Source organism: Novosphingobium sp. (assembly GCF_030696665.1).
In the GTDB taxonomy this organism is placed as follows: Bacteria; Pseudomonadota; Alphaproteobacteria; order Sphingomonadales; family Sphingomonadaceae; genus Novosphingobium.
In genome coordinates this window covers 63,437-86,331 of sequence record NZ_JAUYRV010000028.1, presented here as the reverse complement: position 1 = coordinate 86,331, position 22,895 = coordinate 63,437, and the positions used below count along the sequence as shown (strand labels likewise).

Genomic DNA, 22,895 nt, shown 5'->3' with positions numbered 1-22,895 from the left:
TCGTCCAGCGCGCGCCCGCAAGCAGCGCTGCATTCAGTCCCCGCTGGCACACTCGGCACAATGGCCGCGAATCTCCACCACCGGGCGCACTTCGGCAAAGCCTGCCGCCTGCGCCGCCAGCCGCAACGCGCCGGTCAGTTTGTCGTCATCGTTATGCACGGCCTTGCCGCACAGATCGCAAATCAGGAAGATGCAGTCGTGCCGGCACCCCGGATGGCTGTTCGCCACATAGGCATTGGCGCTTTCCACCCGCCGCGCCAGATTGGTGCGCACGAACAAGTCAAGAATGCGATAGACCGAATTGGCCGCCACGCGCTTTCCGCGCGCATTGCCCACCCGTTCGGCAATGTCATAAGCGCTCGCGGGCTTTTCGCACCCGGCCAGCGCGTCGAACACGTCGGCGCGCATATCGGTCCACTGTTCGCCCGATTCGATCAACGCATCGCGCGCCGCCGTAACCAGCGTTTCGCCTTCAAGGTCGCGATGGTGGTGATGCTGCGTTGCCATCTGCCCTAGATAGGCATGCGCGCCCTGAACCGCAAATCAGTTCCGCGTGAACGTCGGCTTGTACAGATCGGGGAACATCGTCTTCAGCGCCCGCACCTTGGGCGCGTCCCAACGGCGGATATAGCCGTGGTCGGGATTGTTGGCGGCAAAGTCCTGATGATAGCCCTCGGCAAGGTAGAATGCCTTGTAAGGCTCCACCGCCGTCACAATCGGCTGCTTCCACAGGTCCAGCCGCTTCAACTGCGCCAGGTAACCTGCGGCGACGCGCTTCTGCTCCACGCTCATCGGCACCAGCGCGTTGCGATACTGCGTGCCATGATCCGGCCCCTGATAGTTCAACTGGGTGGGGTTTGCGCCCACCGCAAAGAACACACGCAGCAACTGATCGTAGCGGATCTTTGTCGGGTCATAGGTCACCCGCACAACCTCGGCGTGGCCGGTCTTGCCGCTGTCCACCACGTCATAACGCGCGGTGTTCTTCTCACCGCCATGAAAGCCTGAAACGGCGCTGCTCACGCCTTTCAGATGGCTGAACACAGCCTCGATGCCCCAGAAGCACCCGCCTGCAAAAATGGCGGTTTTCTTGCCCGGCTCCTCGCGCGCTTCAACAGCGGCGGCAGGCGTGGCCATCGTGCCCTCGGCAAAGGCCGGTTGCTGGGCTGCAGCCGTGCCGATCCCCAGAGCCACCATCGCGGAGAGGACCGGGCGGCGCATCTTAGTTCGAAACCTGTTCGGTATCCGGCGTGGCCAGTGCGGTCGTCCCCGAAGTTACCGCCATCACGGCAGCACCCATCAGGAACCCGAAGGCCAGCGAACGGAAAAAGTCAGGCTTGAACAGGCCCATGAGGAAGCTTTCATCTGAATATCGGTAGTCCACCGTCTGGGCGAACATGCATGAACGTTCGGTGACGCCCTGCACAGCAAGGCGCGTATGCCACCGTGGATTCTGCAAAGCGTTCACCAGATGCGACGAACGGCGCTCAGGCGCGTAACTCCACCCACACCGGCGTGTGATCGCTGGCCTTTTCGCGCCCGCGATATTCCTTGTCCACGCCCGCGCTCGCCATGCGGTCGGCCAGTTCGGGCGACAGCAGCAGGTGATCGATGCGGAATCCATGATCGCGCTGCCACGCACCCGCCTGATAGTCCCAGAAGGTCCAAACCCCGCCCTGCGGGTTCAGCGTGTCAATCGCATCGGTCCACCCATCGTTGAGCAACCGGCGGTAGGCATCACGCGATTCGGGCTGCATCAGCGCATCATCGGCCATCGCCTTGACCGAATAGGTGTCCTTGTCCTCAGGGATCACGTTGTAATCGCCGATCACCAGCGCGGGCACTTCCTCCGCCGCAATCGCGTTCATCCGCGCCCGCAGCCGGTCCATCCAGCGCAACTTGTAATCGAACTTCGGCCCCGGCTGCGGATTGCCGTTGGGAAGATAGATGCACACCACGCGCAGCCCGAAAACGTCGGCCTCCAGATAGCGCGAGTGTTCATCCTCCGGCTCTCCGGCAAGGCCACGCTGCACTTCAACCGGCTTTTGCCCATCGGCAAGGATCGCCACACCGTTGAAGCCCTTCTGCCCGTGCCAGATCGCGTGATAGCCGATCTTTTCGAACTCGGCGGCGGGAAAGCCCTCGTCCTGCGTCTTGATCTCCTGCAAGCAGGCGACGCTTGGGCGCGTTTCCTCAAGCCATTCGAGCAGGCGCGGCAAGCGGGCCTTGATCCCGTTGATGTTGAAGCTGGCGATCTTGAGCATGGCGATCTTGCACTCTGAAGATATGTGGCGGTTTACAGGTCTTCGTCATCCTGAACTTGTTTCAGGATCCATTGTGCCGAACAAGCCGCAGTCCGTCGTGACAAATGGACCCTGAACCAAGTTCAGGGTGACGGCAAAAGAGGCCTTGCAGCAAACAGCCACCTCGCAATCATATCGCGAAGGACGACCCGCAGCCGCAGCCAGAAGCTGCTTGGGGATTGGTTACCTTGAACGCAGCGCCGCCCAGCGATTCGACATATTCCACCACGCTGCCTTCCAGCAGGCCAAGGCTCACGTCATCAACCAGCAACTGCACACCATCAGTCTCGGCAATCGTATCGCCCTCTTCCGGCGCATCGGCCAAGCCGAACTTGTACTGAAAGCCAGAACAGCCCCCGCCTTCAACCGACAGGCGCAGGATCGCGGGCTTGCCCTGCTTGGCCGCGATGGCAGAAACGCGCGCGGCGGCGTTGGCGGCTAGGGTGACCTGTGTTTCGCTCATGCGCACAAGATAGGCATGAACCGCCGCAACCTCAACGGTTCCATTCGTCGCCAAGCCGATCTTCGATAGATTCATCGTGGCCGGTACCGCTGGAAAGGAACACCAGCCCCATCAATGCCGCCATCAGCATGATCGTCAGCCAGATGCCCAATGCGCTGGCGATATAGAGGTGGATCGAAACGAAGCCGATCTGGAAATAGAGCACCCCCAGCGCCACGCCGACCACTACCGTGCTGAACGCCGCCATGCCTTTCATGATCGTGCGATAGCGCGCCCAGGCAAAGCGCGCGTTTTCAGGATCATCAAGGGGAGATTGGCCATGCATCGTCGGAGTCCTTTGCCCATCGGAAATGGAGCTTGCAACGGCTTTGACAATAGGCCGCAAGCTGTCATGATTGCGGCGGGAGACAGGCGGCAGGCAAGACGCCAAAAAGGCATACCGGCCGCACCTCAACGGAGGATGCCATGACCATTGCCCAAGTCATTGCCGGACGCGGCGAAGTGTGGAGCGTTTCTGCCGACGCTCAGGTTTCAGATGCGATAGACATGCTCGCCAGCCACCGCATCGGTGCGCTGCCGGTCAACGATGGCGCCAGCGGCGTTGCCGGCATCTTCTCCGAACGCGACATGATCCGCTGCCTGCACAAACACGGCGAAGCCGCCCTGCACATGAAAGTGCGCGACATGATGACCGCACCGGTCGTCACCGTCGGCCCGCAGACCACGGTGATGGAAGCGTTGGCCCTGATGACCCAACGCCGCTTCCGCCACCTGCCCGTTGTTGAAGCAGGCCGCATGGTCGCCTTCGTCTCCATCGGCGATCTGGTGAAGCACCGGCTCGACAAGATCGAAGCCGAAGCCGACGCGATGAGGGTCTATATCCAGCAGGCCTGACGCACACTCCCCCCTCCCGCAGGCGGGAGGGGTCGGGGGTGGGCATTCGGCGTCAGCCGAACAACCGCGTTCACCCCAGCCGCTTGGCCACCAATTCCTTGAGATCGGCTTCAGGCCGCGCGCCATAGTGCGAGATCACTTCCGCCGCGCAAACCGCGCCCATCGTCAGGCTTTCAGCCAACGGCTTGCCGCGCACATAGCCGAACAGGAACCCGGCCGCGAAAAGGTCGCCCGCGCCGGTGGTGTCGACCACCTTGGCAATCGGCTCAGCGGGAACGTGGGCATGCTCGCCATTGCTCACGGCATGCGCGCCCTTTTCGCTGCGCGTCACCACCAGCGTTGGCACCTTAGCCGAAAGCTCGGCCAGACCGGCGTCGAAATCCTCGATCCCGGTCAGCGCGGCCAGTTCGTGTTCGTTGGCAAACAGAATGTCGATCTGCCCATCGGCGATCAGCGCGCGGAAATCGTCGCCGTGGCGCGAAATCACGAAGGCATCCGACAGCGTGAACGCCACCTTGCGTCCTGCATCGCGGGCAGCGGAGATCGCGCGGCGCATCGCCTTGCGCGGCTCTTCCGGGTCCCACAGATAGCCTTCGAGGTAGAGCACCTTGGCTGCCGCAATGGTGGCATCGTCCAGCGCCTCGGCAGGCAGGAACTGCGAAGCTCCCAGGAACGTGTTCATCGTGCGCTGGCCATCGGGCGTCACGAAGATCAGGCAGCGTGCCGTCGGCGGCTCGTCCGCACGCGCCGCTGTATCAAAAGCAATGCCACCTGCACGGATGTCGTGCGCGAAAACCTCGCCCAGCTGGTCGTCGGCAACCTGTCCGATGAAAGCGCACTTGGCCCCCAGCGCGGCAAGGCCCGCCAGCGTATTGGCCGCCGATCCGCCCGAAATCTCGCGCGCCGGCCCCATTGCATCGTACAGTTCCTGCGCCCGCGCGGTATCCACCAGCGTCATGCCGCCCTTGGCCAGCCCCAGCTTTTCGATGCCTTCATCGTCACAAGGGGCCATCACATCGACGATGGCGTTGCCGATGGCGATGACGTCGTAAAGCGGTTCGGACATACGGGATTGGCTCCAAAGTCGAGATAAGTCGCGCGACGGCCTAGCGCTTTCACCGCAGTGCAGCAAGAGTGCGCAGCAAGCGCCGGAACGCCCCGCAACCGCGCCGTGCCGTGCGGAACCGAGTTGACCGCCCCCCAAGCACGCTGCATCCCCGCAGCGTGATCATGCGCCCCGCCATCCTCGCCCTGCCTGCCGCCCTGCTGCTCGCCTCGTGCGGAGGGGGAGGGGCCGCGCCTGCGGGCAAGACCGCGCAAGTCCGCTCCACCCCGCCCGCCCGCACCACCGTGCCACGCCCAGGTCCGATCCAACGGCCCTCAGCCCAGCTCCAGATGGTTCCCGGCCTTGAAGGCGTGATCGGCGCCGATGCGCTGCAGCTTGGCCGCGTGTTCGGCACACCCCGGCTTGATGTGATCGAGGACGACGCGCGCAAGCTTCAATGGAGCGGCACCGCCTGCATCCTCGACATCTACCTCTACCCGCAAACCGGCAGCAGCAAACCCATCGCCACTTATGCCGACGCCCGGCGCGGCGATGGCCGCGAGGTTGATCGCGCGTCCTGCGTTGCTGCGCTCAGGAAGAGCCAGTAACCGCGCACCCCGGCGTAACCGGCAACATTGCCCAGGGCGCAAAGGCAGGCACCCCCTCGCGCGAAACATCGGCAAGCGTATAGCGGTCCAGCACCGCCATGAACGCGTCCAGCGCCTCGGCCAGCACCCCGCTCAGCCCGCAATTGGCCCTGAGCGCACACGTGCCGCAATCCGCCAGCCGCAAGCCGCGCTCCAGCTTGCGCACCACATCACCCACGCCGATTTCGCCCGCAGGCCGCGCCAGCGCGATCCCGCCGCTGCGCCCACGCTGCGACACCGCAAAGCCCGCCTGCACCAGCCCCTGCGCCACTTTGGCGACATGGTGATAGCTCAGGCCCTGATCGGCTGAAAACGCGGGCAGGCTGACCGGCGCGGCCTTGCGCGCCAGCACGATCAGCAAGCGCAGGCCAAAGTCGGTGTGCTGGGTCAGTTGCATCGCGCGACTATCGGATTTCCGCTTGCCTAAATCAAGCAATTCAAATACCGGTATTTGGAATACCAGATTGGAGATCCCCCAATGCGCACCGCTTCCGAACACGCCCGCACCATCGTCAAAGCCACCGCCCCGGTGATCGAAAAGCATGGGCTGGCCATCACCACCGCCATGTACAAGCGCCTGTTCCAGAACGATGAAGTGAAGGCCATGTTTGATCAGGCCGCGCAGGAATCGGGCGAACAGCCACGCCGTCTGGCCGCCGCGATTCTCGCCTATGCCAAGAACATCGACAAGTTGGAGAACCTTGGCCCAGCCGTTGGCCGCATGGTTCAGCGCCATGTTGATTGCGGGGTGAAGGCCGAACACTACCCCTACGTGGCCGAAGCGCTGCTGCCGGCGATTCGCGATGTGGTGGGGGCCGAAGTCGCCACTGACGAAGTGCTCGCCGCCTGGGGTGAGGCCTACTGGATGCTCGCCGACATCCTCATCGCCGCCGAATCCGAAGCCTACGCCTTGGCAGACTGATCAGCCCCCGCACGGTCGAGCTGTCAAAGCGAAGCCTGCCTGCCACCAGACCCTCTGTATGGCAGGCGGGCTTTTTGCATTTCACTCCACCGCGAAACTGATCTCCGCGTGCGCACGCAGCCTATCAACCAGCGCCTCGCCCAGAATCGCTCCGGGAGTGCCGATCACGCCCGCCGCATCGCTGGAAAGCAGCGCAATCCCGGTTTCAGAGATCATCCGGCTCGTCGATCCATAGCCCGGATCGTAACGCCCCTTCACGCCATACCGCACCACCTGCCCATCGGGCATTTCGCCCACAAACAGCAGGTCGTAAAACCCGGTCTCGCGCTCTTCGGGCGATGGCCCTTCGCCCGGCAGCGGATCATCGGGACGGCCGATCGTCGGCGTTTTGGCCATATGCTCGGCAATCGCCTTGCCCTGCTCGCCCGGACCGGTCAGCACCATCTCGTCATAGACGAAGTCGGTGCCCCACAGATGCCCCAGCAGGGCATTGGTACGATGCACATTCTTCACGTTGATCGCCGCCATAATGAACGGCGTTTCCCAACTGCCCAGTGCATCGTCATGCTGCACCGTGTTGCCCGCAGGCTGCGCTGGCCCTTCAAAGCCCGGCGTCAGGCAAAACGCGCTCTGCATCAGCGGGATCAGCGAATGGTCCTTGCCCAGCGCCGCCAGCGTCGCCTTCAAACTTGCCGCTGTGCCGCCCGAAGCACCACCTTTCACGCCGCGTACCCGGCCTTTCACGCGCGGGGCAGGGCGTCCGAACCGGGCTACCGCTTCCTTCTGCAGCATCAGCACGCCCAGATCGAACGGGATCGAATCAAAGCCGCTGGAGAAGCAGATCCGCGCGCCCGACCGCTCCGCCGCATCGCCATACTTGTCGATCATCTGGCGCATCCACACCGGCTCACCGCACAAATCGGCATAGTCGGTGCCCGCCGCAATGCACGCCGCCAGCAGTGGCTCGCCGTAAAGCTGGTACGGTCCCACCGTGGTCACCACCACGCGCGTCTGTTCCACCATCGCTGCAAGGCTGGCCGGATCGGCGGCATCGGCCACAATCAGCGGCGTGTTCTTCGGTGCATCGATCAGCGCCCGCACTTCGGCCAGTTTGGCTGCAGAGCGCCCGGCCATTGCCCAACGCGGCCCTTCCTGCCCGTAATGCCGCGCCAGATATTCCGCTACCAGCCGCCCCGTGAACCCCGTCGCCCCATAGACGACGATATCATAGGGTCTCTCTGCCTTGTCCATCTGCCTCTCCGCCTGCTTTTTGTTGTGCAGGCAAGCTTGGCGAAGTCAGGGGCGAATGCAACCGGATTTAAGCGCGGGGTTAAGAGATGGAGTGACGGCCTGGAACAGATCGGGCAGCCCACCCACCAAACTTCGTCATTCCCGCGCAGGCGGGAATCCAGCGCGCAACCGCCGGATCTGGATTCCCGCCTTCGCGGGAATGACGAGGGTTTTGGGAAGCAAGCCTGCCCCTTTCACAACTTCGGCAACGTCACCCCGCGCTGGCCCATGTACTTGCCCGCACGGTCGGCATAGCTCACCTCGCATGGCTCGTTGCCCTGCAGGAACAGGAACTGGCACGCGCCTTCGTTGGCATAGATCTTGGCGGGCAGGGGCGTGGTGTTGGAAAATTCCAGCGTCACATGGCCTTCCCAGCCCGGCTCCAGCGGCGTCACGTTCACAATGATGCCGCAGCGCGCATACGTGCTTTTGCCAAGACAGATCACCAGCACATCGCGCGGCACACGGAAGTATTCCACGGTGCGTGCCAGCGCAAAAGAGTTGGGCGGAATCACGCAGACGTCGGTCTCGCGGTCCACCAGACTGGCTCCATCGAAATTCTTCGGATCGACGATGGCCGAATCGACGTTCGTGAAGATCTTGAACTCGCGCGCCACCCGCGCATCATAGCCATAGGACGAAAGCCCGTAGCTGATGCAGCCATCGCGGCGCTGCGTTTCAACGAAAGGCTCGATCATCCCCTCGTTCAGCGCTTTTTCGCGGATCCACTTGTCGGAAAGAATGGCCAACTGGCTCTCCCTTGATACGTCTGTGTAAGCCCAACCCCTCCCGCCTGCGGGAGGGGGGAAGAACACCACCCCATCATCTGCCCTCCCGCAGGCGGGAGGGCCGCGAGACTTGGGCTTGCGTAGCAAGCCTTAGTCGCAGCGGGGTGGGCACTTGCGCAGCGCAAGCATCACCCCGAAACCTCTAAGCCAGATTCGCAGGCCCGAACGCATTGGGCAAGAGCACCGACAGCCGCATTTCCACCGTTTCCTGCGCGCCCACGCACAACACTAGCGGATCGGTGCCGCCCAGCGCGGCCAGTTCGTTCACCACTTGCCGACACCGCCCGCACGGGCTGATTGCCGCCTCCACCGCACCGCCCATGCCGCCCAGCACGGCCACGGCCAGCAATCCGCCGCGCCGCCCGGCCTGCGATGCGCTGGCGCAAGCCACCGTCTCGGCACAGAGCGACAAGCCATAAGAAGCGTTCTCGAAGTTCGCTCCCGTCACAATCGCGCCATCATCGAACAGCAGCGCTGCGCCCACGTGAAAGCCGGAGTAGGGCGCATAGGCACTGCCCATTGCCCCGCGCGCTGCCGCGATCAGCTCTTCACGCCTGTCAGCGATCATTTCATCACTCATTGCTGCACCACCACCCAATGCAGGGGCGTGTTCGCCGCATTCAGCCGCAACCGGCTGCTGGCAGTCCACATCACCCAGGGCCGCCCGGCATAGGCGGGTTCGAGGAAATCCTGCTCCACCCAGATATTCCGATCAATCCGCGCGGCAAGGTGGAACTGCTTTTCGATGGATTTTGACACCATCAGGATCACCGGCTTTTCGGCGTGCTTTTCCACCTGATTAAGGAACGTGGTCAGTTCGCTCTGCATCTGCGCTTCGCCGGGAACTTCGGGGCAGGTGCGCGATGATATGTCGATGCGGATGGCGGGCGGCAACATGGCCTCGTCGCGCGGCACCAGCGTCACGAAATTCGCCGCCTGCGCATCGGCGGGGGCGCACAGGTCATAAACGTGCACTGCGCCCACCTGCATGCCCCGGCTGCGCGCCCCTGCCACGCCGCTGGCAAAGGCAGTATCGCGCACATTTGTGCCCTCGCTTGCCGTCAGATAGGCAAAGTCTGCGCCAGTCGCCCGCAGCAACCGCCAATCCACCGCGCCATCATCATCGCTCAACCACACACCCTGCACCGGAAAGTCCTTGCGGTCAGGCAGCCATGTGCGTGCTTTCCACCAGCCGAATCCGCCCGCAATCAGCAACGCCAGCAGCAACACCGCCAGCAGCCGACGCTTCAGGCTGCTCCTGCGTTTGCCCGCCGGGCGCGCGCCGCTCGGACGTGTCCTGTTTGGTTGCTTGGCCATGCTTTTGAAGTTCGCGCCCCGGTTTTTTGTCAGCCCCTGATATGCAGCACGCAGATCAGGGTAAAAAGCCGCCGGGCAGTGGGGAAATCGGTTTCGATCTTGCCCTCCAGCCGTTCCAGCAGCGTATCGGCGGCGTGGTTGTGAATGCCGCGCCGCGCCATGTCGATGGTTTCAATCTCGGTGGCGGTAGCCTTGCGGATCGCCTGATAATAGCTGTCGCAGATCGCAAAATATTCGCGGATCGGCCGCCGGAACCGCCCAAGGCCCAGAATCACCGTCTCCAGCGCAGTGCCATCTTCGCCGGAAATCGCCAGCACCAATCGTCCGTCGTCCACTGAAAGCTTCAGCCGATAAGGGCCGTGATGCCCAGCCTCGAACGCACGCAGCGGTTTGAACGTGTTCTCTTCGATCAGATCGAAGATCGCAATGCGCCGCTCCTGCTCGATATCGGCATTGCGCCAGATGATCGTCGTATCGTCCAGCTCGATATGCGAAATGCGCGGGTCAGCCATCAGGCCACCTGTGTTGCAGACACGCGCTGCGCAAGCAAGAGGGGCAGCGTTCGGCCCAGATCGGGCCAATCTCGGCCGCATCATGGTAAATCTACCTATCCCGCTTTCCAGACAGGCTCAGCCCCCACACCCTAAAAGGCATACGGGAAACACCAGACGGAGGCTAAAGTGGGAATCGAGTTCGAAGGAGGGTCACGCTTCTTTCGCCTGTTCGGCAGCAGCAAGGGAACGGATGATTCATCCGAGGCCGGCGCGGAACAGGGCGAGGGGGTAGCCGGACGTTCGCCTGCACATCCGCTGAATGCAGCCCACGCCATTTTGATGCAGGAGATTTCCGATTTCCTTCTCGGCAACGGCCTTTCGATAACCGCCAGCAACCTCATGGCCGCACATTCCGCCTTCTCGGGCGAAGATCCCGCACTGGCGCGAAAGCTGCTTGATCGCCGCAAGTCCGGTCAGCCGATCACGCAGGACTGGCTCGATCAGAACCGCACTGCGGACGGCCTGCAGGAAAGCGTCAAGAAAATCGTCGGCGCGCTGGAAACCTCACTCGAAAGCTTCAGCCAGACCACGCGCTCGGCCCACGCCGCTGCCGAAAGCTACAATTCGCAGATCGCACAGCAGGTATCATCCGCGCCCGCCTCGGCAGACCCCGCCAGCATGGTCGCCGCGCTCGAAGCGATTGCGTCCGAAATGATCGCACGCGGCAACGAGTTTGCCTCGGAAATGCAGCGCAGCGAGGCCGAAACGCAGAAGCTGCGCAAGGAACTGGAAAAGGCGCGGCACGATGCCGACGTCGATCACCTCACCGGCCTGCCCAACCGCCGCGCGTTTGAAGGCCTGCTTGATCGCCACTTCCGCGAAGCCCGGCAGGAAGCCGAGAACCTTTGCGTCGCCTTCTGCGACATCGACCACTTCAAGCGCGTCAACGATACCCACGGCCACGATACCGGAGACCGCGTGATTCGCGCCATCGCCGATTCGCTCGCCCGTATCACCAACGACAATTGCCACGTCGCGCGGCAGGGCGGAGAGGAGTTCGTCATGCTGTTTCGCGGCAAGACCCCGCAGGAGGCTTTCGACAAGCTCGATGCCGTGCGCGAAAACTTCGGCGCCCGCCACTTCATCAACCGCTCCACCGAAGAACCGATGGGCCAGATCACCTTTTCCGGCGGCATCGCCGATGTCTTCGCCTTCGCCAACCCCCGCGATGCGCTCAAAGCCGCCGACGAAGCGCTCTATCGCGCCAAGGAGGAAGGCCGCAACCGCATCATGCTGGCGGGATAAAAGGACGCTCATCCCCGCTATCCACACCCAGTGCCAATTGCCGTGCGGGGCAGGGTGGGGCACTATGCGCCCATGTCCGCCAGCGAAGCCATCCTCACCCGCGAACCCACCGAGATTCGCGCGCTCCCCTCCAACGTCGAGGCGGAAGCCGCCTTTCTCGGCGCGGTCCTGATCGACAACCGCATCCTTGAAGAACTGCAGACCCCGCTAAAGCCCGAACACTTCTTCGCCGCCGTCCACGCCCGCGTGTTCGAACGCATCCACACCCTGGTGGATCGCAAGGCGGTGGTCACCCCGGTCACGCTCAAGCCCTATTTCGAAAGCGACGAGGGGCTGAAGGAACTGGGCGGCGTCGCCTACCTCGCGCGACTCACGTCGGACGGTCAGGGCCTGCTCAACCCGCGCGAACTGGCCGAACAGATCTACGATCTCGCCCTGCTGCGCGAACTGATCACCGTGGGCCGCAATCTCGTCGAAGGCGCGCTCGACACCAGCGATTCGGTCGCCCCGCTCGAACAGGTGGAGAAAGCCGAAGCCGCACTCTACGCCGTATCCGAAGGCGCGCAGACCGGCAGCGAGGCGCAAAGCTTCGCCACCGCCACCCGCGCCTCGCTCGAAATGATCGAAAAGGCCCTGCTCTCGGGCGGCCACATCTCGGGCAAGACCACCGGCCTCACCTCGGTCAACGAAAAGATCGGCGGCCTCCACGATTCGGACCTTATCATCCTCGCCGGACGCCCCGGCATGGGCAAGACCTCGCTCGTCACCAACATCGCCTTCAACGCCGCCGATCGCCTGCGCCGCGACATGGCCGATGGCATCACGCTCAAGGATTCGGTCGGCGCGGGCGTAGCCTTCTTCAGCCTTGAAATGAGCGCGGACCAGCTCGCCACGCGTATCCTTGCCGAACAATCGGGCATCAGCTCAGAAGCGTTGCGCATGGGCCGCATCAGCCGCGAGGATTTCCAGCAGCTGTCCTTCGCCAGCCAGCGCCTCGCCGAACTGCCGCTGTTTATCGACGATACCCCGGCACTCACCATCGGCAGCCTTCGCGCCCGCGCCCGCCGCCTCAAGCGCCGCCACGACATCGGCCTGATCGTCGTCGATTACCTCCAACTCCTCCAAGGCTCGGGCCGCTCGGGCGACAACCGCGTCAACGAAATCTCCGAAATCTCGCGCGGTCTCAAGACCTTGGCCAAAGAACTGGCGGTCCCCGTCATCGCGCTCTCGCAGCTCTCGCGCGCGGTCGAACAGCGCGACGACAAGCGCCCGATGCTGTCAGACCTTCGCGAATCCGGCTCGATCGAGCAGGACGCCGACATGGTCTGGTTCGTGTTCCGCGAAGACTACTACGTCGCCGCCAAGGAACCCAAAGTCCCCCAAGGCAACGACGACGCCAAGACGCAGGAAGCCCACGCCGCCTGGCAGGCCGAAATGGAACGCGTCTTCGGCCTTGCCGAACTGATCGTCGCCAAACAGCGCCACGGCTCCACCGGCAAAGTGCGCCTGCGCTTCGAAGCCCGCATCACCCGGTTCTCCGATCTGGCGTCGGACGACCTGCGCGCTGCTTACGGCAACGATGACGAATGAACATAGAGCAGCCAATGACTTTAAACGATTTTGTAGAAGAGGGAATCCGGCGCGCTCAAGCTGTCGGATACCACCCGACGGCCTTCATGGGCATGTGGTATCCAGATCGTTCGCCAAAGGTTTTGGAGAACTTGGTATCTACTTCTGATCCGAAGACAGGATACAAACGAATGGTGCGCGAAGGACTTAAGGATTGGACACTTGAAGCAGCCGTGGTTGCTTATCCTGATCATTTTTCCAAGAAGGCCGTTGAATATGCAAAGTTTCGCCTAACCGGCGCCCTGGATGAATAACCTCACTACCACGAATCCTTGACTTTTCCACAACCCCGGCCTAGCTGCGGCTCTTTCCAGATCCTTTTGCATATCGGAGTGCCCGGATGGCGCGCGTTACCGTCGAAGATTGCGTCGACAAGGTTCCCAACCGTTTCGATCTCGTCCTGATCGCAGCCGAACGCGCCCGCGCGATTTCGGGTGGCGCGGAACTCACCATTGACCGTGATCGTGACAAGAACCCCGTCGTCGCCCTGCGCGAAATCGCCGAAGAGACCGTGCGTCCTGCCGTGCTCAAGGAAAACGTGATCCAGTCGCTCCAGCGCGTCCTTCCGGATGACGATGATGAAGTCGATGAAATCGGCTCGCTCTCGCAGTCGGCCGAAGCTCTGCGCATCACAGCTGCTGCGCCAGTGCGCAACACCTCGCTGGGTGCCGACTACGACGGTTGATTTTTGGGGCTGATTTCCCACTGAAATCAATGTCTTGCAAAAAACCCCGGCGTGAAACCCGGGGCTTTTTTCACGTATTCTCCAGCCGCACCGCCATCAGCTCCCATACCTTGTTGATGGCTTTGAGCGGCCGCACCATCACCTTGAAGTCCACGATCCGCCCTTCCAGATCGAAGCGAATCAGGTCGATGCCGTTGACCTTCAACCCGTCCATCTCGCACTCGAACTCCAGGCACGCTTCCGGTCCGTCCACCAGTTCGCGCACATAGCGGAACGTGCCGTTGCCAAACACCTGTCCCGCCGCCGTCAGGTACATCAGCACCTTTTCGCGCCCGGCTTGCGGCGTATGCACCACGGGCGAATGAAACACCGCGTCATCGGCCACCAACTCATCAAGCAGCGCCGGATCGCCACTCAACATATACCGGTGCCACGCTGCCAGACCGAGCTTCATCGCCATTCTCCCGTTTCTCTACTACTGCCTAGGGCAGCGCGCCCACACCAACCTTGATCAGGCGCAATCCATTGTCCAAAAACGTCGTTCACCCTGTGATTCAAAGGGGTTGGTCGATTGCCATGTTGGTCGCCAGCATGGACTTTGCCAAGCGTGCATGACAGTCTACGCCCCACGCCCGGGATGCCTGCAAGGATTCACCAATGAAAGTTACAATGGAAGTCGATTGCACCCCGGAAGAGGCCCGCCGCTTCCTTGGCCTGCCCGATGTGTCGAAGGCGAATGATGTCTATGTCGATAATATCGCCAAGGCCATGCAAGGCGTCAGCAATATCGACCAGTTGCAATCCTTCGCCAAACAGATCGCCCCGATGGGCGAAATCGGCCTGAAAATGTTCCAGAACTTCATGGAACAAAGCGCAATGGGTGCGATGAGCGGCGCTGGTTCAAAGAAGCCAAAGGACTGACGTTTCGCATCTGACGGTGTAGGGGAGAGGGGTGACTGACACCATCTTCGCCCTCTCTTCCGGCCCACCGCCCGCTGGCATCGCCGTCATCCGCATCAGCGGCCCGCAAGCAGGTGCGGCGCTTACCGCGCTCACCGGCAAACGCCCTACACCGCGTCGTGCCACGCTCGCCACCTTGGCCGATCCGCAAGACGGCACGCACCTTGATCGCACAATGGTGCTGTGGCTGCCCGGTCCCGGCACCGCGACCGGGGAAGACAGTGCCGAGCTCCACCTCCACGGTGGGCGTGCCGTTGTTGCCGCCGTCGAAGCCGCACTCACACACATCCCCGGCCTGCGCCGCGCCCAGCCCGGAGAATTCACCCGCCGCGCATTCGCCAATGGCCGCATCGATCTGGCCGAAGCCGAAGGCCTTGCCGATCTGCTCTCCGCCGAAACCGAACTGCAACGCCGCACCGCCCTCGCGATGGCTGAAGGCGTGCTTTCACGTGAAGTGGAAGGTTGGCGCACCACCCTGCTGCAACTGTCCGCGCGCCTCGAAGCCGCACTCGATTTCTCGGACGAGGACGATGTGGGGGATGGGGAGGAGACACTCCCTACCGGCTTCACCGCCGGTTGCACCACACTCGCCCAAAGTCTCGAAGCGTGGCTCACCCGCCCCCGCGCCGAACCCTTGAAGCACGGCTTCCGCGTCGTTCTTGCCGGGCCACCAAACGCCGGAAAGTCCACCCTGTTCAACGCCTTGGTAGAACAGGAAGCAGCCATCACCGCCGCTGAACCTGGCACCACCCGCGATGTGCTCACACACGCCTGCGCGCTGGACGGCGTGCCCTTCGTGTTCGTCGATACCGCTGGCCTGCGCGATGAAGGCGCCGGCGAGATCGAACGCATCGGCATAGCCCGCGCGCGAGCTGCCGCTGAAGACGCCGACCTCATCCTCTGGCTCGGCCCGGAAGGTGAAGGGCCAGACAGCCGCCCCTTGTGGGAAGTTTCCGCGCGAGCAGACGATGAAACCGCCGCGCGCAAATCCGCAAAGGCACTCCACCTCTCTGCCCGAACCGGCGAAGGCCTGCCCACACTGCGCGAGGCGCTCATTGCCCACGCCCGCCAATCACTCCCCGCGCCGGGACAAGCCGCGCTCAACCAGCGCCAACACACCCTGCTCAGCGACGTGGCCGAAAGCCTCCACCACGCCACCACCGAACCCGACCCGCTCCTCGCCGCCGAAAACCTCCGCCTCGCCCGCCGCGCCCTCGATGCCCTGATCGGTCGCACCAGCACCGAAGATATGCTCGACACCCTCTTCGGAAAATTCTGCATCGGCAAATAGTTCCTCCCCGGAACGGGGAGGGGGACCATCCGCAGGATGGTGGAGGGCCACCCTCGCGCCAAGTGTTCCACGTGAAACAGTTACCAAAATTCGTCATTCCCGCGAAGGCGGGAATCCAGCCCGCTACCGTTGGAACTGGATTCCCACCTTCGCGGGAATGACGAGACCCACCCCCAACCGTTCCACGTGAAACACCCCATCCAAATCTTTGACGCGAATCCCCAAGTCGCGTATCGCGCATCCATGCACCAGTTCGACATCATCGTGATCGGCGGCGGACACGCCGGCGTCGAGGCAGCTGCCGTCGCAGCGCGCATGGGCGCGCGCACCGCGCTGGTTTCTTTCGATCCAGCAACCGTTGGCGCAATGAGCTGCAACCCTGCGATTGGCGGACTCGGCAAAGGCCATCTTGTGCGCGAGGTCGACGCATTCGACGGCCTCATCGCCCGCGCTGCAGACGCAGGCGCGATCCACTACCGCATGCTGAACCGCTCAAAGGGCAGCGCAGTGCAAGGACCGCGCGTTCAGGCGGACCGCAAACGCTTCAAGGCCGCGATCCAGCAGATGATTGCGGCCCAGCCGAACCTCACACTGATCGGCGGGGAAGCTGCTGCGCTCCACGTGGAAGACGGCAGAGTCGCCGGGATCGATCTTGCCGATGGCACGCGGCTGACGGGCAGGGCGGTCGTGCTGTGCACCGGTACGTTCCTCGGCGGGCGTCTGTTCCGTGGCGAAGAGCGGATGGACGGTGGCCGCATCGGTGAAGATTCGGCGCACAAACTTGCCGAGCAACTCCGCGCTGCTGATCTGCCGATGGCCCGATTGAAAACCGGCACCCCGCCACGCATTGATGGCCGCACCATCGATTGGGCACGTCTGCCCGAACAGCCGAGTGACGCAGACCTGTGGACCATGTCGCCGCTCAACACTGCGCGCCCACTGCCGCAAGTGTTCTGCGCCATTGCCCGCACCAACGCGCGCACGCACGATATCATCAGGGGTGGGCTGGATCGCTCGCCGCTTTTCACGGGTGCCATCGGCGCGCAAGGGCCGCGCTATTGCCCCTCCATCGAAGACAAGATCCACCGCTTCGGAGACCGCGACGGGCACCAGGTGTTCCTTGAACCCGAAGGGCTGGACACCCCACTCGTCTACCCCAACGGCATCTCCACCTCGCTCCCCACCGATGTGCAGATCGCAATGATCCGCTCGATGGAAGGACTGGAGCAGGCCGAAATCACTGTCCCCGGCTATGCGGTGGAGTACGATCATATTGACCCGCGCGCGCTGCGCCGCAGCCTTGAAGTCAAAGCTATCCCCGGCCTCTATTGCGCCGGCCAGATCAATGGAACGACCGGTTATGAGGAAGCTGCCGCCCAGGGGCTGATCGCCGGGATGTATGCCGCTGCCAATGTGCTGGGCCGCGAAGCGCCGGAGCTTGACCGCGCCAACAGCTACATGGCCGTGATGGTCGATGACCTGACGCTGCACGGCGTAAGCGAACCCTACCGGATGCTCACCGCCCGCGCGGAATACCGCCTGCGCCTGCGCGCCAACAATGCCTCTTCGCGCCTGACGCCGCTCGGCCTTGCAGTCGGCTGCATCAGCGACGAGCGCACGCAGTGGTTCAACCAACGCTTGGCACAGCGCGAGAAGCTGGAAGGCGCGTTGGCGCAACAGGCAACACCAACCGAACTCAACCGCGCCGGAATGCCCGTCCGCGCCGATGGCTCCCGCCGCCCATTGCATGAATGGCTGCGCTTCCCCGAAGTCGGTCTCGCGGCGCTCAAGCCGTGGATCGGTGACGAAGCTTTCGATCCGCTCCTCGCCGAGGAAGTAGAGGAAGACGCCGCCTATGCGCCTTACCTCGCCCGGCAAGATGCAGAGCTGCGAGACTTGCGCGCATCGGACGCAGTGCCGCTCGGTGAAGGTTTTCCCTTTGCAGACGTCCCCGGCCTTTCACGTGAAATGGTCGAACGCCTCGAAAAGGCCCAGCCGGAGACCCTTGCGGCTGCCGGGCGGATCGGCGGAATCACCCCCGCAGCACTCGCCAGCTTGCTTGTCCACGCACGTCGCCGTGCAAACGCCGAGATCGCCGCATGACCCTGCTCGTTACCGAAGCTGAAGCACAGGGATGGCTGCGCGATACGCTCGGCGTGGACACCTCCCGCATGTCGCGGCTGTCGCAACTGGTCGATCTGCTGCTTGAAGAAAACCAGCGCCAGAACCTCGTCGCGCGCGGCACCCTGCCGCACGTGTGGGTCCGCCATATCGTTGATTCAGCGCAGCTTTTATATGTTTCACGTGAAACACTTCCCCAAGGCGAATGGATCGACCTCGGAACCGGTGCAGGCTTCCCCGGCATCGTCATTGCAGCGCTAGACCCGGACCGCCCCGTCACTCTTGTCGACTCCCGCCGCTTGCGCACCGAATGGCTCCAACGCGCTGCCGATGCGCTGGAATTGGCCAACGTCCGCGTCATTCTCTCCCGCGTCGAGGATCTTCCGTCCAACCCACATGCAGTCATTTCCGCTCGCGCCTTTGCACCGTTGGACAAACTCGTGAATCTTTCCGTCCGCTTTTCCACACCCGACACGCTCTGGCTGTTGCCGAAAGGGGCAGGGGCGGCGCAAGAATTGCAGATGCTCCCCGAATCATGGAATCACCTGTTCCACGTGGAACACTCGCTCACCGATGCCCAGGCAGGGATCATCACCGGTCGCGTCCTCGGCGCAAAACCATCTCCCCCGCGCGTGCTTCGTCAACAAGCACACGCCATTCAGGGTAAGCGAACATGATCACCATTGCAGTCGCAAACCAGAAAGGTGGGGTGGGGAAAACAACCACCGCAATCAACATCGCCACCGCCCTCGCCGCCACAGGCTGGAAAACGCTGCTGGTGGACCTTGATCCACAAGGCAATTGCTCCACCGGCATCGGCATTTCGGCAGGCGATCGCGAGCGGTCATCGTATGATCTGCTGATCGATCAGGCGGCAGTTGCGGACTGCATGATGACGACGCGAATTCCGGGGCTGGACATTGTGCCAGCCACCGTGGACCTGTCTGGTGCCGAGGTTGAGCTGGTCAGCGTCGAGGACCGCACGCACCGGCTGCGCAAGGTGTTGAATGGCGATACCGGGCACGACATCTGCCTGATCGATTGCCCGCCTTCGCTGGGGCTGCTGACACTCAATGCGTTGACGGCGGCGGATTCGATTCTGGTGCCTTTGCAGTGCGAGTTTTTTGCGCTCGAAGGGCTGAGCCAGCTTTTGCAAACGGTGGAGCGGGTGCAGGAGCGGTTCAATTCGGACCTTGGCATTCTTGGTATCGTGCTGACCATGTATGATCGGCGCAACCGTCTGACCGATCAGGTGGCAGACGACGTGCGATCCTGCCTGCGCGATCTGGTGTTTGAGAGCGTGATCCCGCGCAATGTGCGCCTGTCCGAAGCGCCGAGCCACGGGCTTCCGGCGCTGATCTATGACCATGCCTGCCCCGGATCGCAGGCCTACATGAAGTTGGCGCGCGAGCTGATTGGCCGGCTGCCCGAACGGAGGAAAGCGGCATGAGCGGCGAAGATTCAGCAGTGAAGGCTCCGGCGCGGCGGACTGGTCTTGGGCGTGGTCTTGGCGCGCTGATGGGCGAAGTGCGGCGCGAGGAGCCGATTGCGCGAATTTCGGTTTCGGGCGACGAGGCTGCTGTTGCGCGTGATGGCGGCTTGGCCATGCTCAGCGTCGCCTCGATCGAGCCGCATCCCGACCAGCCGCGTCGACACTTTGATGAAGAGGCGCTGGAGGAACTGGCGCAGTCCATCGCGGCGCGTGGGGTGATCCAGCCGGTGGTTGTGCGACCGTTGGGTGGTGGGCGTTATCAGTTGGTCGCGGGTGAGCGGCGCTGGCGGGCATCGCAGAAAGCGCAGATCCATGAGATCCCAGCCATCGTCCGCAAGCTGGATGACCGCGATGTGGCGGCGCTGGCACTGATCGAGAACCTGCAGCGCGAAGACCTGAACCCGGTGGAAGAGGCACGCGCCTATCAGCGTCTGGCCGACAGCGAAGGGCTGAGCCAGACCGACATCGCCAAGTTCGTCGACAAATCGCGCAGCCACGTGGCCAACATGATGCGCCTGCTCGGCCTGCCCGACGAAGTGCTGGACATGGTGGTGCGCAGCGAGCTTTCGATGGGACACGCCCGCGCGCTGATCAATGCGCCGGAGCCGATCAAGCTGGCGCACGAGGCGGTGGCCAAGGATCTGTCGGTTCGTGATGTCGAAAAGTTGGTGCGCAAGGCCGCACGCCCGGAAGGCACGCGTCGGCAGGCACGGGCGGGGAAGGATTCGGTGAGCGCAGCCGACCTTTCAGCGATCCAGCAGCATCTTGAGGACTTCCTTGGCCTGAAAGTGACGATCCAGCCAGACGCCGATCCGGTGAGCGGGGCAGTGACGATTCGCTACAAGAATCTCGATCAGCTGGATCTGGTGTGCCAGCGGCTGACGGGTGGTGAGTTCTAAGTCTATGAATTTAGGTGATTTACGCCTCTGAGCAGCGCTATGATCGCCTACACCATCGGGCATTAATCAGTCGCTTAAATTCTCGTTGACCGGGTGGCCGCGTCGCGCATAGGCTGTGCGCAACAAGACCATGCCGGGAGAGAATTTCCATGTCGCTCGATCTGATTCCACGCTCAGCCTATAACGAAGACCACGAAGCTTTCCGCAGCAGTGTACGCCGCTTTCTGCAGGACGAAATCGCACCCCATGCTGCGGAATGGGCCGACGCAGGGATCGTACCGAAATCCGTTTGGCCCAAGGCTGGTGCCGTTGGCATGCTGTGCCCGACCGTGCCCGAGGAATTTGGTGGGCTGGGACTCGACTTCGGCTACAACGCCATCGTGGATGAAGAGAGCGCCTATTACGGCCGGGTGACCACCGGATTTTCGCTGCAATCAGACATCGTGGTGAACTACCTGATCACGTATGGATCGGACGAGCAGAAGAAGAAGTGGCTGCCGCTGATGGTTTCAGGCGAGGTGGTTACCGCCATCGCGATGACCGAGCCGGGCACCGGGTCCGATCTTCAGGGGATGCGCACCACGGCCAAGAAGGACGGCAACCATTACGTGATCAACGGGTCCAAGACCTATATCACCAATGGCCAGAACGCCGACCTGATCCTCGTGTGCTGCAAGACAGACACCGACATCGAACCGGCGTGGAAAGGCGTTTCGATCGTGCTGGTCGAAGCCGATCGCGAAGGCTTCAAGCGCGGGCGCAATCTCGACAAGATCGGACAGGACGAGGCCGATACCTCGGAACTGTTCTTCGAAGACGTGCGCGTGCCGATCACCAATTGCCTGGGCGAAGAGGGCAAGGGCTTCATCTACCTGATGAGCGAACTGCCGCAGGAACGCCTGTCCATTGCCGTTAGCGCGCAAGCATCGGCGCAGAAGGCGTTTGACGATACGGTGGAATTCACGCGTGAGCGCAAAGCGTTTGGCAAGCCGATCCTTGATTTCCAGAACACGCGTTTCACGCTGGCCGATCTCAAGACCAAGCTGCAAGTGGGCTGGGCGCACCTTGACTGGGCACTGGCACGGCACCTGAAGAAGGAGCTGACCGCCGAAGAAGGTGCAGCGGCCAAGCTGTGGCACACCGAACTGCAGTGGGAAGTGATGGACAAGTGCCTGCAACTTCATGGCGGCGCAGGGTACATGAACGAATATGCGATTGCCCGCGCATGGCGGGGTGCGCGCGTGACGCGCATCTTTGGTGGCACCAACGAGATCATGAAGGAGCTGATCGGGCGCAAGCTTTGATCTGACGCTGTTTGTGACTGGGGGTGGTGTTGCGCATGCCCCGCGCCCACCCCCGACCCCTCCCGCCTGCGGGAGGGGAGAAGAAAGCACCGGTTTTGCCCTCTCGCGCAGGCGGGAGGGCAGGAGAAGCGCCTGTTCCCCCCCCTCCCGCAGGCGGGAGGGGGGGGTGGGCAGGTATGGACCCGCGCAATGCAGGCCGTCAAAGGAGAGTATGATGGAAGCGCTGATTGCCTATTCAGGCCGCAAGTTCGCCCGGCCACGCTACTACGCCAATGCGCATGACCGCGACGAGGTGGAAATTGTGCCCACCCCCATGCCGATGCACGATGCCCGCGCCGCTGGCACGACGATTGACCGCGAAGGCTTCCAGATCGTCGCGCACAGCAGCGCCGTCACCGACTTTGCTGACCGCGATCAGGTGGCCCGCATCCACATGCGCGAGATCGAAGAACTGGTGCAGGCCCAGACCGGTGCCGATTTCGTCCATGTCGGCGCGCCGGGCCTGCTGCGCTTTTCCGAACGCAGCGGGAAGGCGGGCAGCCTCAACAACTCGATGCCCGCACGCTTTGCCCACATCGACATTTCTGATGCGACGGCGCAGCAATTCGGCGAGCGTGGCGCGAACGGGCGCGCTTTCCTGCGTTGCGCCCACTACAACGTGTGGCGTGCCATTTCCGCCCCGCCGCAGGACGTGCCGCTGGCGTTCTGCGATGCGCGCAGCATTGGCGCGGAAGACCTTATCGCTGCCGAAGCCGTGTTCGATGAACCGGGTAAGCCCGAATGGTCGTTCGAAGGGCTGGTCGTCGCGCACAATCCCGCACATCGCTGGCACTGGTTTCCCAACATGCGGATTGATGAAGCGGTGCTGTTCAAGACCAACGACAGCGATGCAACCCGTGCGCATCACGTGCCGCACGTTGCGTTTGATCTGCCCGATTGCCCCGCCGATGCACCGCCACGCGTCAGCATAGAAATGCGCGCGACGGCCTATTGGTGGGCTTGATCTGCCTGCGCGAGGTGCTACACAAACAATAACAATTGATAGG

Annotated in this window: 29 protein-coding genes; 15 read left to right on the top strand and 14 right to left on the bottom strand. The window is 62.8% G+C overall.

What is annotated here, in order from left to right; translation table 11 throughout:
* Positions 1 to 33: 33 nt before the first annotated feature.
* From Q8R81_RS07100 to Q8R81_RS07075, 6 genes are all read right to left on the bottom strand, one after another.
* Positions 34 to 507 (bottom strand): Fur family transcriptional regulator, encoded by a 474-nt coding sequence (locus tag Q8R81_RS07100; protein WP_305616726.1) that lies wholly within the window; start codon positions 505 to 507, stop codon positions 34 to 36.
* A 36-nt stretch (positions 508 to 543) separates the two neighbouring features.
* A complete protein-coding gene (msrA, locus tag Q8R81_RS07095; protein ID WP_305616725.1) occupies positions 544 to 1,221 on the bottom strand; it encodes a peptide-methionine (S)-S-oxide reductase MsrA in 678 nt (225 codons plus the stop codon).
* A gap of 1 nt (position 1,222) precedes the next feature.
* On the bottom strand, positions 1,223 to 1,468 hold the full coding sequence (locus tag Q8R81_RS07090; protein ID WP_305616724.1) for a hypothetical protein: 246 nt from the start codon (positions 1,466 to 1,468) through the stop codon (positions 1,223 to 1,225).
* A 19-nt stretch (positions 1,469 to 1,487) separates the two neighbouring features.
* On the bottom strand, positions 1,488 to 2,264 hold the full coding sequence (gene xth / locus Q8R81_RS07085) for an exodeoxyribonuclease III (protein WP_305616723.1): 777 nt from the start codon (positions 2,262 to 2,264) through the stop codon (positions 1,488 to 1,490).
* A 169-nt stretch (positions 2,265 to 2,433) separates the two neighbouring features.
* A complete protein-coding gene (locus Q8R81_RS07080; protein ID WP_305616722.1) occupies positions 2,434 to 2,766 on the bottom strand; it encodes an iron-sulfur cluster assembly accessory protein in 333 nt (110 codons plus the stop codon).
* A 31-nt stretch (positions 2,767 to 2,797) separates the two neighbouring features.
* Positions 2,798 to 3,091 carry a hypothetical protein gene (locus Q8R81_RS07075; protein ID WP_305616721.1) on the bottom strand — a complete coding sequence of 98 codons (294 nt, stop codon included), beginning with the start codon at positions 3,089 to 3,091 and terminating at the stop codon, positions 2,798 to 2,800.
* A 140-nt stretch (positions 3,092 to 3,231) separates the two neighbouring features.
* On the opposite strand from Q8R81_RS07075, the gene Q8R81_RS07070 reads away from it, so the two are divergent.
* On the top strand, positions 3,232 to 3,660 hold the full coding sequence (locus tag Q8R81_RS07070) for a CBS domain-containing protein (protein ID WP_305616720.1): 429 nt from the start codon (positions 3,232 to 3,234) through the stop codon (positions 3,658 to 3,660).
* Positions 3,661 to 3,730: 70 nt separating this feature from the next.
* Here Q8R81_RS07070 and Q8R81_RS07065 read toward each other — a convergent pair whose 3' ends face one another.
* Complete coding sequence (locus Q8R81_RS07065; RefSeq protein WP_305616719.1) at positions 3,731 to 4,726, bottom strand: adenosine kinase; 996 nt, start codon at positions 4,724 to 4,726, stop codon at positions 3,731 to 3,733.
* Positions 4,727 to 4,890: 164 nt separating this feature from the next.
* Between Q8R81_RS07065 and Q8R81_RS07060 the strand changes: the two genes are divergently transcribed.
* A complete protein-coding gene (locus tag Q8R81_RS07060) occupies positions 4,891 to 5,313 on the top strand; it encodes a hypothetical protein (protein WP_305616855.1) in 423 nt (140 codons plus the stop codon).
* On the opposite strand, the gene Q8R81_RS07055 is transcribed toward Q8R81_RS07060, so the two are convergent.
* Complete coding sequence (locus tag Q8R81_RS07055; RefSeq protein ID WP_305616718.1) at positions 5,297 to 5,749, bottom strand: Rrf2 family transcriptional regulator; 453 nt, start codon at positions 5,747 to 5,749, stop codon at positions 5,297 to 5,299. The genes Q8R81_RS07060 and Q8R81_RS07055 overlap by 17 nt on opposite strands.
* Positions 5,750 to 5,830: 81 nt before the next feature.
* On the opposite strand from Q8R81_RS07055, the gene Q8R81_RS07050 reads away from it, so the two are divergent.
* Positions 5,831 to 6,274 carry a globin domain-containing protein gene (locus tag Q8R81_RS07050; RefSeq protein WP_305616717.1) on the top strand — a complete coding sequence of 148 codons (444 nt, stop codon included), beginning with the start codon at positions 5,831 to 5,833 and terminating at the stop codon, positions 6,272 to 6,274.
* 81 nt (positions 6,275 to 6,355) lie between these two features.
* On the opposite strand, the gene Q8R81_RS07045 is transcribed toward Q8R81_RS07050, so the two are convergent.
* From Q8R81_RS07045 to Q8R81_RS07025, 5 genes are all read right to left on the bottom strand, one after another.
* Positions 6,356 to 7,525 (bottom strand): trans-acting enoyl reductase family protein, encoded by a 1,170-nt coding sequence (locus tag Q8R81_RS07045; RefSeq protein WP_305616716.1) that lies wholly within the window; start codon positions 7,523 to 7,525, stop codon positions 6,356 to 6,358.
* Between the two features lie 233 nt (positions 7,526 to 7,758).
* A complete protein-coding gene (gene dcd, locus Q8R81_RS07040) occupies positions 7,759 to 8,313 on the bottom strand; it encodes a dCTP deaminase (RefSeq protein WP_292623587.1) in 555 nt (184 codons plus the stop codon).
* Positions 8,314 to 8,494: 181 nt separating this feature from the next.
* A complete protein-coding gene (locus Q8R81_RS07035; RefSeq protein WP_305616715.1) occupies positions 8,495 to 8,932 on the bottom strand; it encodes a cytidine deaminase in 438 nt (145 codons plus the stop codon).
* Positions 8,929 to 9,669 carry a glycoside hydrolase family 25 protein gene (locus tag Q8R81_RS07030; RefSeq protein WP_305616714.1) on the bottom strand — a complete coding sequence of 247 codons (741 nt, stop codon included), beginning with the start codon at positions 9,667 to 9,669 and terminating at the stop codon, positions 8,929 to 8,931. Before Q8R81_RS07030 ends, Q8R81_RS07035 begins: the two co-directional genes overlap by 4 nt.
* Positions 9,670 to 9,698: 29 nt before the next feature.
* Positions 9,699 to 10,181, bottom strand: a complete 483-nt coding sequence (locus tag Q8R81_RS07025) for a UPF0262 family protein (protein WP_305616713.1) — start codon at positions 10,179 to 10,181, stop codon at positions 9,699 to 9,701.
* A 321-nt stretch (positions 10,182 to 10,502) separates the two neighbouring features.
* Here Q8R81_RS07025 and Q8R81_RS07020 point away from each other — a divergent pair, with 321 nt between their 5' ends.
* The 4 genes from Q8R81_RS07020 (at position 10,503) to rpoZ (ending at position 13,782) form a co-directional block, all read left to right on the top strand.
* Positions 10,503 to 11,468, top strand: coding sequence for a GGDEF domain-containing protein (locus Q8R81_RS07020; protein ID WP_305616712.1), 966 nt, complete (start codon positions 10,503 to 10,505; stop codon positions 11,466 to 11,468).
* Between the two features lie 72 nt (positions 11,469 to 11,540).
* Positions 11,541 to 13,058 carry a replicative DNA helicase gene (locus Q8R81_RS07015; protein ID WP_305616711.1) on the top strand — a complete coding sequence of 506 codons (1,518 nt, stop codon included), beginning with the start codon at positions 11,541 to 11,543 and terminating at the stop codon, positions 13,056 to 13,058.
* Between the two features lie 14 nt (positions 13,059 to 13,072).
* Positions 13,073 to 13,351: a hypothetical protein gene (locus Q8R81_RS07010; protein WP_305616710.1), complete on the top strand. Its 279-nt coding sequence runs from the start codon at positions 13,073 to 13,075 to the stop codon at positions 13,349 to 13,351.
* A gap of 86 nt (positions 13,352 to 13,437) precedes the next feature.
* On the top strand, positions 13,438 to 13,782 hold the full coding sequence (rpoZ, locus tag Q8R81_RS07005) for a DNA-directed RNA polymerase subunit omega (RefSeq protein ID WP_305616709.1): 345 nt from the start codon (positions 13,438 to 13,440) through the stop codon (positions 13,780 to 13,782).
* 70 nt (positions 13,783 to 13,852) lie between these two features.
* Here the strand turns inward: rpoZ and Q8R81_RS07000 are convergent, their stop codons facing one another.
* A complete protein-coding gene (locus Q8R81_RS07000; RefSeq protein ID WP_305616854.1) occupies positions 13,853 to 14,236 on the bottom strand; it encodes a nuclear transport factor 2 family protein in 384 nt (127 codons plus the stop codon).
* 203 nt (positions 14,237 to 14,439) lie between these two features.
* On the opposite strand from Q8R81_RS07000, the gene Q8R81_RS06995 reads away from it, so the two are divergent.
* The 8 genes from Q8R81_RS06995 (at position 14,440) to Q8R81_RS06960 (ending at position 22,852) form a co-directional block, all read left to right on the top strand.
* Complete coding sequence (locus Q8R81_RS06995) at positions 14,440 to 14,703, top strand: DUF6489 family protein (RefSeq protein ID WP_305616708.1); 264 nt, start codon at positions 14,440 to 14,442, stop codon at positions 14,701 to 14,703.
* 31 nt (positions 14,704 to 14,734) lie between these two features.
* Entirely contained in the window at positions 14,735 to 16,033 is a 1,299-nt protein-coding gene (gene mnmE, locus Q8R81_RS06990) for a tRNA uridine-5-carboxymethylaminomethyl(34) synthesis GTPase MnmE (protein ID WP_305616707.1), read from the top strand.
* A gap of 243 nt (positions 16,034 to 16,276) precedes the next feature.
* A complete protein-coding gene (mnmG, locus tag Q8R81_RS06985) occupies positions 16,277 to 18,136 on the top strand; it encodes a tRNA uridine-5-carboxymethylaminomethyl(34) synthesis enzyme MnmG (protein WP_305616706.1) in 1,860 nt (619 codons plus the stop codon).
* A complete protein-coding gene (gene rsmG, locus Q8R81_RS06980; protein ID WP_305616705.1) occupies positions 18,133 to 18,831 on the top strand; it encodes a 16S rRNA (guanine(527)-N(7))-methyltransferase RsmG in 699 nt (232 codons plus the stop codon). The genes mnmG and rsmG overlap by 4 nt, the downstream gene beginning before the upstream one ends.
* Entirely contained in the window at positions 18,828 to 19,604 is a 777-nt protein-coding gene (locus tag Q8R81_RS06975) for a ParA family protein (protein WP_305616704.1), read from the top strand. The genes rsmG and Q8R81_RS06975 overlap by 4 nt, the downstream gene beginning before the upstream one ends.
* On the top strand, positions 19,601 to 20,545 hold the full coding sequence (locus Q8R81_RS06970; RefSeq protein ID WP_305616703.1) for a ParB/RepB/Spo0J family partition protein: 945 nt from the start codon (positions 19,601 to 19,603) through the stop codon (positions 20,543 to 20,545). Before Q8R81_RS06975 ends, Q8R81_RS06970 begins: the two co-directional genes overlap by 4 nt.
* Before the next feature lie 149 nt (positions 20,546 to 20,694).
* Complete coding sequence (locus tag Q8R81_RS06965; protein ID WP_305616702.1) at positions 20,695 to 21,849, top strand: acyl-CoA dehydrogenase family protein; 1,155 nt, start codon at positions 20,695 to 20,697, stop codon at positions 21,847 to 21,849.
* Between the two features lie 214 nt (positions 21,850 to 22,063).
* Positions 22,064 to 22,852: a CmcJ/NvfI family oxidoreductase gene (locus tag Q8R81_RS06960; protein WP_305616701.1), complete on the top strand. Its 789-nt coding sequence runs from the start codon at positions 22,064 to 22,066 to the stop codon at positions 22,850 to 22,852.
* The last annotated feature ends 43 nt before the right edge of the window (positions 22,853 to 22,895 follow it).